This is a genomic window from Nocardia sp. NPDC051787, from assembly GCF_040681325.1.
GTDB lineage: Bacteria > Actinomycetota > Actinomycetes > Mycobacteriales > Mycobacteriaceae > Nocardia.
In genome coordinates this window covers 1-13470 of sequence record NZ_JBFAYO010000002.1, presented here as the reverse complement: position 1 = coordinate 13470, position 13470 = coordinate 1, and the positions used below count along the sequence as shown (strand labels likewise).

General features: G+C 67.8%; 11 protein-coding genes and 2 pseudogenes. 8 read left to right on the top strand and 5 right to left on the bottom strand.

The window, feature by feature from the left end; genetic code table 11:
• Window positions 1–5 precede the first annotated feature (5 nt).
• Together AB0M45_RS02010 and AB0M45_RS02005 are read left to right on the top strand one after the other, a co-directional pair.
• A complete protein-coding gene (locus AB0M45_RS02010) occupies window positions 6–284 on the top strand; it encodes a hypothetical protein (protein ID WP_364321834.1) in 279 nt (92 codons plus the stop codon).
• Entirely contained in the window at window positions 277–600 is a 324-nt protein-coding gene (locus AB0M45_RS02005; RefSeq protein WP_364321831.1) for a CopG family transcriptional regulator, read from the top strand. The genes AB0M45_RS02010 and AB0M45_RS02005 overlap by 8 nt, the downstream gene beginning before the upstream one ends.
• A gap of 69 nt (window positions 601–669) precedes the next feature.
• Here AB0M45_RS02005 and AB0M45_RS02000 read toward each other — a convergent pair whose 3' ends face one another.
• The 3 genes and pseudogenes from AB0M45_RS02000 to AB0M45_RS01990 form a co-directional block, all read right to left on the bottom strand.
• Window positions 670–1182, bottom strand: coding sequence for an LOG family protein (locus tag AB0M45_RS02000; protein WP_364321828.1), 513 nt, complete (start codon window positions 1180–1182; stop codon window positions 670–672).
• 120 nt (window positions 1183–1302) lie between these two features.
• Complete coding sequence (locus AB0M45_RS01995; RefSeq protein WP_364321825.1) at window positions 1303–2109, bottom strand: DUF72 domain-containing protein; 807 nt, start codon at window positions 2107–2109, stop codon at window positions 1303–1305.
• Window positions 2110–2264: 155 nt separating this feature from the next.
• Window positions 2265–2744 (bottom strand): annotated as a pseudogene (locus AB0M45_RS01990) (hypothetical protein); the annotation flags it as partial.
• 96 nt (window positions 2745–2840) lie between these two features.
• Between AB0M45_RS01990 and AB0M45_RS01985 the strand changes: the two are divergent.
• From AB0M45_RS01985 to AB0M45_RS01975, 3 genes are read left to right on the top strand one after another with little or no spacing between them, the layout of a single operon-like run.
• Window positions 2841–3401: a hypothetical protein gene (locus AB0M45_RS01985; RefSeq protein ID WP_364321822.1), complete on the top strand. Its 561-nt coding sequence runs from the start codon at window positions 2841–2843 to the stop codon at window positions 3399–3401.
• Window positions 3402–3410: 9 nt separating this feature from the next.
• On the top strand, window positions 3411–4745 hold the full coding sequence (locus AB0M45_RS01980) for a peroxidase (RefSeq protein WP_364321819.1): 1335 nt from the start codon (window positions 3411–3413) through the stop codon (window positions 4743–4745).
• Window positions 4742–5755 (top strand): hypothetical protein, encoded by a 1014-nt coding sequence (locus AB0M45_RS01975; protein ID WP_364321816.1) that lies wholly within the window; start codon window positions 4742–4744, stop codon window positions 5753–5755. The genes AB0M45_RS01980 and AB0M45_RS01975 overlap by 4 nt, the downstream gene beginning before the upstream one ends.
• Before the next feature lie 482 nt (window positions 5756–6237).
• Here AB0M45_RS01975 and AB0M45_RS01970 read toward each other — a convergent pair whose 3' ends face one another.
• Window positions 6238–6633, bottom strand: a complete 396-nt coding sequence (locus AB0M45_RS01970; RefSeq protein WP_364321812.1) for a hypothetical protein — start codon at window positions 6631–6633, stop codon at window positions 6238–6240.
• 547 nt (window positions 6634–7180) lie between these two features.
• Here AB0M45_RS01970 and AB0M45_RS01965 point away from each other — a divergent pair.
• Window positions 7181–8437, top strand: coding sequence for a cytochrome P450 (locus tag AB0M45_RS01965; RefSeq protein WP_364321809.1), 1257 nt, complete (start codon window positions 7181–7183; stop codon window positions 8435–8437).
• Window positions 8438–8452: 15 nt separating this feature from the next.
• On the opposite strand, the gene AB0M45_RS01960 is transcribed toward AB0M45_RS01965, so the two are convergent.
• Window positions 8453–9658 (bottom strand): styrene monooxygenase/indole monooxygenase family protein, encoded by a 1206-nt coding sequence (locus AB0M45_RS01960; RefSeq protein ID WP_364321806.1) that lies wholly within the window; start codon window positions 9656–9658, stop codon window positions 8453–8455.
• 173 nt (window positions 9659–9831) lie between these two features.
• Here AB0M45_RS01960 and AB0M45_RS01955 point away from each other — a divergent pair, with 173 nt between their 5' ends.
• A complete protein-coding gene (locus AB0M45_RS01955; RefSeq protein WP_364321803.1) occupies window positions 9832–12378 on the top strand; it encodes an AAA family ATPase in 2547 nt (848 codons plus the stop codon).
• A 475-nt stretch (window positions 12379–12853) separates the two neighbouring features.
• A pseudogene (locus AB0M45_RS01950) lies at window positions 12854–13470 on the top strand (lytic transglycosylase); the annotation flags it as partial.

Genomic DNA, 13470 nt, shown 5'->3' with positions numbered 1-13470 from the left:
TGATCGTGGGTTATAACTGGCCCGAGTGGGCACTGTTGTCGCTGGTGGGGATCGATCCTCGCGAAGTGCTGCAGGTGCTCATGGGTGCCCGCCGATGGCCTCGGCAGGCGCGTGGCCGGAACGAGCTGCCGGTCCTGACGGTGTGGGGCCGCACCGAGGCCGGCCGGCCACTCATCGTCGCTGTCCGCCGCACCGAAGGCTGGCAGTGGGACATCCTGGGCGCGGTCGAGATGACCGAGTCCCAGGTGGCCGAACTCGAGCGCTGGGAGCACGCTGATGACTGACTACCCGACGAATCCGAAGGACGTCCAGGACTTCCTATCCGGCCTCGAATACATCGACGCGCCCGTGGATCCGGCCGAACTGCCGCCCCCGCTGCACGCCGAGGATACGGTCACCGTCACCACCTCGCTGCGCATCCCGCTCGACCTGCACCAGCGGGTCAAGAAGGCCGCCGAGCAGCGCAACGTGACCATGTCCGCGCTCATTCGCGATTGGATCGAGCTGGAACTGGCCGCGCTGGAAAACGACCAGCCCATCTCCCGCGCCGACGCACTGCGCGCACTCGCCGCCTTGCACCCACTGCGCCAGTCCGCGTAGTCACCGGCTCGGCACAGGCCCGGTCCCGGTCCGGCGACGGTGCGGCGACGTCGGACGGATCCAGCCGGATCAAATCTCGGGCTCGGCGCGCCCCGCATCCTTGCCGATCCCACCGAGTGCCTGGCGGACCGCATCGGCCGGGTCGACCGCCGACGCCATCGCGGCCACGGATTGCCCGTGTGCGTTCCGAATCTCCCAACCACCCAAGGAGACAACCGGAATCCCGCCGCGGCGCCGCGCCAGCGCGATCTCCGACAGCGTGCCCCACGATCCGCCGACCACGATGACCGCGTCCGCCGACTCGACCAGGATCGCATTACGCGCCTCAGCCATGTTGGTGAACAGCACCGCCGACAAACCGGGGCAGATCGTGCTGCGATCGGTGTCTCCCCGCACCCCGATCACCAGGCCGCCCGCGCACGCCGCCCCGTCGGCGACCGCGGCCATCACTCCGGACCCGCCGCCACACAGGACGGTCACACCCGCCTGCGCCAAGAGCCCGCCCACCGCACGCGCCCACTCCGCTTCCTGCCGCGAGCACTCCCACAGCCCACATACCGCAACCTGCCGCAGCGGCGCCACCTCCCTGTTGTTACGCCGCCGAGCAATCTCTCGGCATCCGCCGCGCCTTCTTCGAACACCAGCGCGGCGGTCGGCCGCGAGCCGAGGCGGGCGAATCCGGATTCTTCTCCACACGACCGTCTACGTCAGCCGCGCTCGCAATGCGATGGCGTCGCGAGGCGCCATAACCTTCGCGTCGTTGTCGAAATAGGTGTATACATCCCCGGATCGAGCCCAGAAGCGGATCTTCTCCGCCCACATGTCCAGACCGTCGTCGGTGTAGCCGCTGACGTAGAGCTCGTCGTGCCCGTGCAACCGGACATAGACGAAATCAGCGGTGACTTCCTCGAGCAGTGGATACTTCCCCGCTGCGTCGGCGACGACGAGCGCCACACCGTGGCGGGTGAGCAGTTCCGGGAACGCCGGAGTCAGGAAGCTGGCGTGCCGGATCTCCAGCGCGTGCCGCATCGGCCGGTCGGCATCGGTGCTGGTGTGTGCGGGATCGACGCGATGATCGTGCCGTCGCGCGATCTCGGCGGCCACCTCGGTGCTGCGGGGCAGCCGGGCGAGGAAGGTGTCGAGCACGTCCGCGTCGAAGGGGAAGGTCGGTGGCAGTTGCCACAGCATCGGACCCAGCTTGGGCCCCAGCGCCAGCGGGCCGGACGCGAGGAAGTTCGCCAGCGGCTCGTCTCCGTCCCGCAGCCTTTTCATGTGGGTGATGAAGCGACTGCCCTTCACCGCGAACACGAAGTCATCCGGAGTTTGCTCCGCCCAGTTGCGATAGCTGGACGGGCGTTGCAGCGAATAGAACGAGCCGTTGATCTCGACGCTGTCGAGTTGCTCCGCCAGATAGGCCAGCTCGCGCTTGTGCCGCACGCCCGGGGGATAGAACGTTCCCCGCCAGGGCGGATATACCCATCCTGACGTGCCGATCCGGATCTGACCCACCCCTCTATGGTGGCAAACGCGGCGCACCGACAGTCCAGGATCGGACGTCGATCTCGCACGGTGCGGTGATTCCGGCGAACGGGACACAGCGCCAGCCGCGGTGATCGAGGCGCGGATGGTCGGCGGCCGCATGGTCCGGCGCCGCTTCTAGGGTGGAGAAACACGGCGGCCATCCGCAGGGCATAGGTCTGGCCTGCCGACAGCAGGACCATCTTGCCGAAGTTGATCACCTCGGCGCGGGCGGCCGGGTCGGCGACGGCGGTGTTGCTTGCCGCCCGACCGGCGGCGACGGCGGTAGCGACGAACATCATCGCCAGGAACAACAGCCCGCTGCCGAGGAATGCCGACGAGAAGAATCGGTCTTCATAGCGCCCGAATCCGTCGCGCACGACGCCGATGAACCATAGGAAGCTGATGCCGGCGAAGGACATCAGCACCGCCGCTGTGGTGATCGCCCGGTGTCGGCCCTGCAGCCACGGAGTCGAATCTTGAATACCTTCAGGCATTTCGATGCGAATCAAAATCAGCGTTGTACCGAATAGCACCGCGAATGCCACGCCGGCCAGTGCTGCGGCTCGCGGCGTTGACAACTGACGCCGAGTCGGCGCAAACTTGGCATGTTGCGGCGATGCCATGAGGCGATCCTACGCATGCGAGGAAGCCGAGAGGGGAAGTTCGGAAAAAGACGGTTTCGATGCCCGGCTCACTCTGCTGGTGAGGAAGGTGAAGATATGCCGGCGACGGATTACGAATGGAGCACACCATCGGCGATGGCCCTGCCTGCCGAAGGCTACTTCGAGGTCGAGCGGGGCAGGTACGGCCCGATTTATCCACGAACGCCGGCCTGCTACGGCTTCTCGATAATCGCGAAGGTGAAACCGGGTCGAGAAGAGGTCGTTCGCGCCTACGGTAAGCAGATAGAAGAAGCGGTCGCGGGCAGTCCGGATGTGCTGGCGCCGCTGCGATTGCATTATTTGCGGTGGGTTTTGTTCGACGTCGGCAGCGGGCTGCATTTCCAATATCAGGGCATATTCGACACCGATTTCGACAAATACACCGAGGACGCTGTGGCGCTCTTCGGTCAGACCGGTATCACCACAGTTTTTACCAACCTGGAGGGGTTCCCCGAGGATTGGAAGGAAAATCCGGACGCATTCGTAAGATTCGTCCGAGAACACCACTTTCCGAGCTTCCTCGAATACGGCGAGTATCCCTACGCCACCGCCGACGAGATCAAGAAGGCGCTGCGGCTCAAGGCGGCGTTCTCCGACATGCTCGATCAGATGCAGTGATCTGGGACGATGCTTGAACTCGACGATATTCAACACATCCTGCTGACCCGCACCCCGGCGGTGACCGGCCGCTATGAATTCCTGTCCTTCGACGACCCAGTCGGCGGCCGGGCCTGGTTGACCGCGCTGTTGGACCGGGTTCAGTCGGCTGCGGGTGCGCGGGCCACGATGGACAGTTGCGAGCGCTGGATCACGCTGGCCTTCACGTGGCGCGGTCTGCGGGCACTCGGGGTGCCGGAGGAAGCGCTGTCCACCTTCCCCGATGAGTTTCGGGAAGGCATGGCCGCCCGCGCCGACATACTGGGCGACACGGGCGCCAATCATCCGGACAACTGGGTGGGCGGGCTGGCCGGTGACGACCTGCACGCCATCGCGATCTTGTTCGCCCGCACCGATTCCGAACACCGGCGATGCACCGCCGTGCACCACGAGTTGGTGACGCGCTGCCCGGGTGTGCGCGTGCTGTCGTCCTTGGATCTGAACGCCACACCGCCCTTCGACTACGCCCATGACCATTTCGGCTTCCGAGACCGACTGTCCCAGCCGGTGATCGCAGGATCCGGCGAAGAGCCCACGCCAGGCTCGGGTGCACCACTGAAACCCGGTGAATTCATCCTGGGCTACCCCGACGAGGAGGGGCCGCCGCACGGGTTACCGCAGCCGGAGGTGTTGTCCCGCAACGGCAGTTACATGGCATACCGGCGGCTGCAAGAACATGTCGGCGCCTTCCGGAGCTATCTGCGCGAGCATGCCGACAGCCTGGAAGGGCAGGAGCTACTCGCCGCGAAGCTCATGGGGCGCTGGCGCAGCGGCGCGCCGCTGGTGCTGACCCCTGACCATGACGACCCACAGCTGGGCTCGGACCCCATGCGGAACAATGACTTCAACTACAAAGAGATGGACCCGCACGGCTACGCGGTACCGCTGGGCTCGCATGCGCGGCGACTCAATCCACGCGACACCGCCGTGAACATGAATCGCCGCAGGATGATTCGCCGCGGCGCCACCTATGGGCCGGCGCTTCCGGAAGGTGCCCCCGATGACGGGGTAGACCGCGGCATCGCCGCGTTCATCATCTGCGCCAGCCTGGTCCGCCAGTTCGAGTTCGCCCAAAACGTCTGGATCAACGACAAGACATTCCACGAACTCGGCAATGAACACGACCCCATCTGCGGTACCCAGGACGGCACGCTGGACTTCACGATCCCCAAGCGACCCATCCGCAAGGTGCTCGCGGGGCTGACTGCCTTCACCACGCTCAGTGGCGGCGCCTACTTCTTCCTGCCGGGTATTCGTGCCCTGCGGTACCTGGCCACGCTCGACAGTCGAGAGGTGGCATCATGAGCACCCCCCCGTCGGCACGCACTTACAATCAGAACCACATCCCGCGCAAACACGACGGCCGGCGGCGGATCAGCATTTATTGGACGTGGAGCTACCCTTGGGAGGCCCAACGCGATCCCGCCGAAATGTACAACCGCTTCTCCACTATGACCGAGGTCCGCAACGCACTGTGGCCGAGCTACGAGACATCCGAGTACGACGCAGCGCACTTCCTGCAAGGTATCGCCGGCACACTGGAGTTGTTCCATCGCTCGACGCTGGCGTTTCAGCGGCTGGCCGGTGAGGCGACCGGTCATCCCGTCGCGGTGTTCCAACGCATCGACCAGGCCGGCTACGAAGTGCCGGTCGACGAGCGGGTCCTGGCCGACACAGACACACTCATGGTGTTCGGGCTCGATCACATTGTCTCCGAGCAGGAAGCCGCCCCCGAAGAGATCGCCGCAATCCGGGAGTGGTTGCGACGCGAAGGCACCTGCCTGCTTTTGGCGCCGCACCACGATGTCGGCTTCAGCGACGACTATGCGCAGCGACAGATCGAATACGAGCATCACGGCGACCGGCTGGTGCCCCGCCAGCAGCGATTCGGCCAGTACACGCGCTCGCTGATGACAGCGCTCGAGGTGCCGGTACACAACGAGTGGGGCTTGCGGCCCGCGGTCGTGGACGGCACCGATGACATCGCCCCCCTGACCGGGTTCCGCGATCTGGACGGACCGCGGCTGCTGGACAACGTCACCACATTCAACTTCCACCCCCATCTGCCGCACTACGCGCTCACCGCCCCGGAGAGCGACTCGCTCCGTGTCCTGGGCCGCCAGCGCGTCGACCCCGCGCGGCCCCATCCCTTCACCGCGGGCGGTAACACGGAGTTCAACGCGCTGATCTGGATGCCACCCACCGGCCCTCGTGCCGGCGACGTCGTGCTTGTCGACTCCACCAACTTCACCACCCTGTTCGGCGGCACCGACAGCCTCCAGAACCTCTGGCACAATCTCGCCACCATGAAATGACAGCCCGAGATCAGATCCGCCGATTATTCAGCCGGAAGCGACAATGCTCGCCGAAGGTGCGTGCGCGGATCGGGTGGGGTCGCCTTCGCAGGTGACCGAGGAGCGAACGGGCGCCGCTACGGGCTCGGCACCTGCTCCCATGACCCGACCCCGTCGGGCGCGACGGCGGAGACTGCCGAAAGACCTTACCGGGAAGCCGATTTCGGTGCGGCGATCGCCCGGGCCTGTGGATGGCCGAGGCGTCTTGGGTGACCCATACGGGCGCCGTCGGCCGTCATTTGGCGAACCTGCTGCTGGGCACCGGTGATCTCGCCGTGGACCCGGCTCGTCTGGCGCCGGATCGCTTCACGTAGTGGAGCGATGAGCGGGTGCACACCACCGCGCTGGCGCACTATCGCGGGATCTACGACGCGCACTGACTGCGATGTCGGTCGAGGATGAGCACAACCCTTCCCGGCATTCCGTTGCCCGAGCCGGGATGGTCAGCCCATTACGAACGAGGCGGCGAACCACGCCAGCAGAACAAGTACCGCACCGACCAGCGCGCCGGGGAACAGCGCACGCCCGTGCCTGGCCGCCGTGGCCGACAGTGCCGCGCCGACGGCGAATCCGAAAACCCCACCACCCACCATGATCCACACGCCCGCGCTCGTATCGACCCGGCACTCCGGCTTGGCCGCGCAGATGCCGCCGGCCATCAGGAACCACGGCGCGAGGGCCACCGACATCGTGGCCAGCGCCGCGGGCAGGAACCACAGCAGCGCGCTGACAACCAGGTCCGCCTTGCGCGGCGGTTCGACCGCGCGGACTTCGGGTTCGCGCGTCGGATAGCCGGAGGGCGTGGTGCCGTGGGAGACCTGGTTCAGGTAACCGTGCATCGTGTCTCGCTATCGCTTGTCGGTGGAGTCGACCGGGCCGATGGAAGTTATACACCAGGCCCGCACGCGCCGAAGTGCTTGTGTTCCTTTCGATGCGAGCTGTCCGCCCGCGCCTCACTCACGGCGTCGGACTCGCAACCGCGCCAGTGCTCCCCCTGCGCTTCGCCCGGCGAATCGCCCGCATCGCAGGCGAATTGGGCTGGATGCGCGGATTGCTCGGTGTCGATGACCATTGGGAGCCCTGAACGTTGCGCACATGACGGTGGCAGCCATCACCACAGACCGGGCAACGGCGTCCACACCTGCAAACCGCTAGATCATGCGAATCGCGGTTGGGGCGCATCTCGACCGAGATCTATTACCGCAGGTCATCCGCTACTACCGATGCCAATCGCATACCTACGTGACCATCCTGTGTGTCGATCAGCACCGCGGTCGGGACCTCATGTCGCGCTGGTGCACCGCGGGACCGGACGACAGCGGCGTTCGACGGTCCGCGCCGAGTTCGCCCGATCGCCGGATCCGCTTCTACCGTGGGAGTCTCGCCTTGACCACGCCCCGAGATGTCGTCCCGGCCACGAAGGCCACTGGCACACATCATGGTTCACCGATCGACACTTCCGTCGAGCGGGTGTCGCTGCACTCAACGGAGTTCGCGGCCGATCCGCATCGGGCGTACCGGGACATGCGGGCCCGCTACGGTTCCCTGGCGCCGGTGGAGTTGGCGCCCGGCGTGCCCGCGACGCTGGTGCTCAGTTATCGCACCGCTGTGCGGATCCTGCACGATCCGCAGCATTTTCCGGCCGATCCGCGCACCTGGCAGGCGAACGTCCCCGCCGGCTGCCCGGTGCTGCCGGTGCTGGAATGGCGGCCCAACGCGATGCGCAGCGCGGGCGCCGAGCATGCCCGCTACCGCGAGGCGAACACCGCGGCCATCAACGCCGTGGACCTGCACGCCCTGCACGCGACGGTGGAGCGGATCGCCGTCCCGCTGATCAACACTTTCTGTACGACGGGCAGCGCCGATCTGGTCTCCCAGTACGCGTTACCGCTCGCCTTCGAGGCGATCAACGCGCTGCTGGGATGCCCACCGGAGATCGGGAAGGAGGTTGCCGCCGCGACCGCCGCGGTGTTCGACGGCATCGACGCCGAAGCGGGCAACCGCATGCTCAGCGCCGCGCTGCTGCGGCTGCTCGAACTCAAGCGCGCCGAACCGGGCGACGACATCACCACCGCCCTGCTCCGGCACCCGGCCGGCCTGGACGACGCGGAATTGATCCACCAGCTCGTCGTGCTCTACGGTGCGGGCATCGAGCCGCTGCAGAACCTGATCGTCAACAGCCTCGTGCTGATCCTGACCGACGACCGTTTCGGCGGGCACGTTCTGGGTGGGAGCCTGTCCACCCGCGATGCCTTGGACGAGGTGCTGTTCACCGACCCGCCGATGGCCAACTTCTCCGTCACCTACCCGCGTCAGCCGATCCTGATCGACAATGTGTGGCTACCCGCCCATCAGCCGGTCGTCATCAGCTTCGCGGCGTGTAACAACGATCCAGCGATCAGCGTCGAACATCACGGCGGCAACCGGTCGCATCTGGCGTGGGGCGCCGGACCACACGCCTGTCCCGCCCGCAGCCCGGCCTACCTGATCGGGCAGGATGCGATCGACCAGCTGCTGGACGCGCTGCCGGAGCTGCGGCCCGCCGTACCGGTGCACGAATTGACGTGGCGGCCAGGGCCTTTCCATCGAGCCCTGACCGCGCTTCCGGTCGTATTCCCCGAGACCCCGCCCTGGCAACCGTGACAGCGCCGCTCCGGCTCAGGATGATGCGGCCGCCGCGAACCGAGCAAGATTCGACGGCCGCTCGAAGGTGGCGGCGAACGCGTCGCCCAGCGTCGAATCGTGCTGCGCGGCCAGCATCAGCTCCCGCATCGCCGGAGGCGGGTCGAGCACGGTCGCGGTCCAGCGCGCCGCGGGGTGGGCGACGGCGGTGAGCCACGGCGCCGCCGCCCACTCCATCCAGTCCCTGTCGTACGGACCGTCGGGGGTGTGCAGGATCGCCTCCGCGTACCGGATGGCGCAGTGCACGGCATTGTTGGCGCCCTGAGCGCCGCCCGGGTCCATCCGGCAGACGACGTCGCCGCCGCCGAGCACCGGCCTGCCCGAGGGCAGGGTGCCGACCGGCCTGCGCATGGCCGGCGTCACGGCGCCGACCAGCGTCGCTCCGGCGTCGGTCAGCTCGGCGTCGCGATACCGTTCGGCGATCTCGGCGGGCAGGTGCTCGTCGATGAGCTGCTTGGCCTGCCGCAATCGTTGCGCCGGCGTGCCGTGCTGGTCGAAGACGTCGAGGGCGCCGCCCGGCCGCGCCTCGAAAAGCATCATGTCGCAATGGCGTTCCTGGCCCGGCCGACCGGTCAGTCCGGGGTAGGAGATCACCTCACCGTGCTCGGGTAGGGCAATGTAGGTGCCGAGGTGGTGTGGATCGGGCTGGACGCCATCGAGGTACAGCACCGCGAGCCGCCGCTGCGGCGCGGCGGGCACGGTCAGCGCCGGGGCGTCCTCGAAACAGGCGGCGAGTCCACGCGACGCGCGGGTCACCACGGTCAGGTCGTAGTCGGCGGCGCTACGGTCGACTTCCGGCACCGACGGGTCGGCGACGCGCAAGTCGCCACCCGCGGCCAGGAATTCGCTCAGCCAGCGTGCGAACACCGTCCGCTGGTCCACGCTCTGCGCCGGCCGGGTCAAGCGTCCGGCCCAGGCGATCACAGCCCTGCGATCGACCGCCATGGTGAACCGGATGCCCTCGATCTTCGGCGCGCTGGTGCGCCAGAAGCCCAGCCCGGCATCCGATTCCAGCTCGAGCGTCGGACCGAACTTGACCTGCGTGCTGGTCACCGTCCCCGCGAGGATCGCTTCGGCATCGCGGTCGGTCACCAGCGTGACCGAGCGACCGCCACGCAGGAGACAATGGGCGAGGGGTAGCCCGCACTCGCCCGCTCCGAGTACCTGTATCTGTCCCACCATGATGTCCTTTCGGTCGTGAGATCGACTCCGGCGATAGCGAAATCGTCGAAGAATAGGTGGGTGCGACACATCGGTAGAGACCGGGCGGACCGCCGGACCAGGCTGATTGCCCGTCCTATCGCCTGCTTGTTCCCGGAGTGTTCCGGCCCGCGAGCCGACTACGCTGCACTGCTGTGTCGGTAGGACGTGCGTCGGTTCCGGGTCTCCCGCCCGCGGCCATCAGCGATTTCGTGGGCCGCGAACGTGAGCTGGAGAAGATCGGGATGTCGCTGCTCGGCGCGACCCGCCTGGTGACCCTGATCGGTGCGGGCGGCATCGGCAAGACCAGGCTGGCGGCGGAGGCCGTGCACCGGTTCCACAAGGCGCGGCGGGTGCCGGTGCACTGGGTGCGGCTGGCCCTGCTGTCCCGCGGCGCCGACGCGGCCGCGGTGGAGGAGCAGGTCGCGCGGTCGCTGATCGACGCCGACTTCTCTGGACGGTCGGCGTGGGAGGCGGTGCTGGATACACTGCGGCGCCGCGACGCGGTCGGGCGCACCCTGCAGACGATCCTGGTGATGGACAACTGCGAGCACCTCTTGGACGGCGCGGGCCGGGTGATCGCCGACTTGCTCGACGCCGCGCCCGGGCTCACCGTGCTGGCGACCAGCCGCGAGGCGATCGGGTGGGTCGACGAGCAACTCCTGCCCGTGCCCGCGCTGTCCGAACAGCAGGCGCTGACCTTGTTCCGCGGACGCGCGGAACTGACCGGGCACACCATCGCCGACCGCGATGTCGAGCTGGCCGCCGCGATCTGCAGGCATGTGCACAATCACCCGCTGTATATCCGGCTGGCCGCCGCGCGCCTGCTGCGTCAGCCCCTGGCGATGATCCTGCGTGACCTCAGCGGGGAGGCGGGCGATCGGCGGCTGCGCTGGTCGCATGGGCCCCGGATCGGCGCCGACGCACGGCACCAGGGCATTCGCGATGTCATCGCCTGGTCCTACGACCTGTGCGGGGACAAGGAGCGGCTGCTGTTGGAGCGGTTGTCGGTGTTCGCCGCCGGTTACGACGTCGACCACGAGGACACGGAGCTGCCCGGGCTCGACGTCGGCGCCGAGCTGGAGGCTATCGAAGCCGTCTGCGCCGACGACCACCCCGGCGGCCTGGTCCGTGCCGAGGTCGAGGACCTGCTCGAGCGGCTGGCGGACCAATCCCTGGTCTCGGTCCACCTGACCGCGACCACGGTGCGCTACTCGCTGCTGGAGAGCGTTCGGGTGTTCGCCCGGCAGCGTCTGCGCGAACGCGGCGCCGAATTCGCGCGATTGACGCGTCGGCACCGTCGCTACTACCGCGACAAAGTGGTCACGGCGCAGGCGGAGTGGTTCGGCCCGGCCGAACAGGATCTGCTGGACTGGGCACGGGCGGCCTGGGACAACCTGCTGTGCGCCATCGAGGGCAGCCTCAGCACGCCGGGGGAGGCCGCGGCCGGTTTGGAGATCGCGGTCGGGCTCATCGCTTTGCGCAGCCCGTTCTTCACCGGCTCGTTGCGCGAACCGCGCCGATGGGCCGAACGCACGCTCGCCGCCAGCCGTAGCCTCGACCCGCAGCCGGTGGAGTTGCAGATCGCGGCGCTGGCGCTGATCGGGTGGATCAGCATGTGCCAGGGCGTGCACGGCGACGCCGAGCGCATGCTCGACGAGTGCGTCGCCATCTGCGTGCCGGACCCCGCCGCGCGGGCCGGGTGGCGCGAGCACCCCGAACGCGATCTCGATCTGCCCGCCGTGGTCGAGTTCACCAGAGGCAGCGAACTGATGCTGGTACGCCGCGACGTGCGCGCGATTGCCGTCCTCGCCCGCGCTCGAACGAAATTCGCCGCGCGGGGCGACCGTGGTGGCGCCGCGATGAGCGAGCTGTTCGAGGCGCTGGCCGCCGCGTTCCTCGGCGCGGCGACGCAGGCGCTGGAGATCGCCCGGCGGCACTTGGACAACGTGGAGCGGTCCGGAGCGCGGTGGGCCAAGTCGTGGGCCGAACTGGCCTGGGCGATCGCGCTGACCAAACACGGCGACCCGAACGATGCTCTGGCAGTGGGGCGTACGACGCTGACCAACCAGCTGGCCATGCGCGATCGGTGGGGCGCCGTGTGGGCCATCCACCTCCGCGCGTGGTCACTGGCGCGCCTGATCACCGACGCGGCCGGCGAGCGCTCGGACGTCGTGACGGAATGGGCGCGTGAGATCGCCCGTCTCGTCGGAGGTGCCGCGACGCTGCGGCACGAACTCGGCGTGGACATCGCCAATCTCGGACCGTTCGCGACCGAGACCGACGCCGCCGCCACGGCTGCTCGCGAAATCCTCGGCGCGGCGGCCTTCGCCGTGGCCGAGCGAGAGGGTGCGTTGCTGCGGCCCGAGCTCGGCGAGGTGGCACAGCTGGCGCTGGGCAGCCTGTCGCTGGACCGTCTGCCGGTCGGTCATCCGGTCCGGCGCGAGCGGCCCTCGCGCTGGCAGGAGCTGTCGACGGCGGAACAGGAGGTCGCCGTTCTGGCCGCGGCGGGCTGGACCAACACCGCGATCGCCGCGCGGCGCGGTAGCTCCTTCAAGACCGTGGACGCCCAGATGGCGGCGATCCTGCAGAAACTGATGATCGGTTCCCGGGAGGACATCCGCGCTCTGGTGCCAGCCGACCGGCGCGGCCAGGTGACCGAGGAAGCCGCGCGCAAGCCGCAGCGCACCCGGCGCTTGTGAGACCGCGAAGCGGATTGCGGCCGAAGGCTTTCAGCGGTCTATAGCCGCCGGTCCCGTGAAAGACCTGGTACCGAAGCGTGTCTCGGCGACCGCGGTGGAATGCTCTCGGCTTCGTCGATCGGTTTCTGGTTCCCCCGGGTTGTTTGTGGCCGCACCGTTGTCCGGCGGTGTGCGCCAACGGTCTACGCCTGCGTGTCAACAGTGGGCCAGCCGGTCGAGGCTGAGTCACGGCGTATCGCCGCGGCGACCGGTACCCTGGATACAAGGTTGCCGCACGGCCGATAAGTTATCGCAAGTTTCGTAACTAACCCGCCGATTTAATCGGCATTGTGTACCTTATGTTATTGGACGTTCACTTCGCTTGTCGGGTGAACCAGGGCCGAGGATACGGCCCGGCAAGGAGGACTCCGCTGTCTCTCGTGCGGATACATCCGTCCCGAGACACGGACGACGTCGAGGGATTGGGTGTGGCCGTATGCGTGTTTCTGCTCCGGTGACGGTCTCGGCTTTGGTGGTTGCTGGTGTGGTGGTGAGTGGTTCGGGGGTGTCGTCGGGGCCGGTGGTGGGGGGTTCGGGGGTGTTGGTGGTGTCGTCGGGTCCGGGGGTGGTGGGGGGTTCGTCGGGGGTGGTGGGGTTGTTGCCGGTGGTGGCGGAGGGTCCGCGGCGGTTGCGGGCGGTGACGCCGCGGGGGCCGTTGGTGGGTGGGGTTGGGGGCAGGGATTTTTCGTTGCCGGTGGCGGGGGGTGTGTTGGGGATTCCGGAGGTGGTGTTGGCGGCGTATCGGAATGCGGAGTTGGCGTTGGAGTCTTCGGTGCCGGGGTGTGGGTTGTCGTGGAGTTTGCTGGCGGGGATCGGGCGGGTGGAGTCGGGGCATGCGCGGGGTGGGCGGACGGATGCGGCGGGGACGACGGTGTCGCCGATTTTCGGTCCGGCGTTGGATGGGAGTCTGCCGGGGAATGAGGTGATCCGTGCGGGGGATGGGGGGTTTGTGCGGGCGGTGGGGCCGATGCAGTTCTTGCCGGGGACGTGGGGGTTGTATGCGGCGGATGGGAATGGGGACGGGGTGGCTGATCCGCATAATGTGTTCGATGC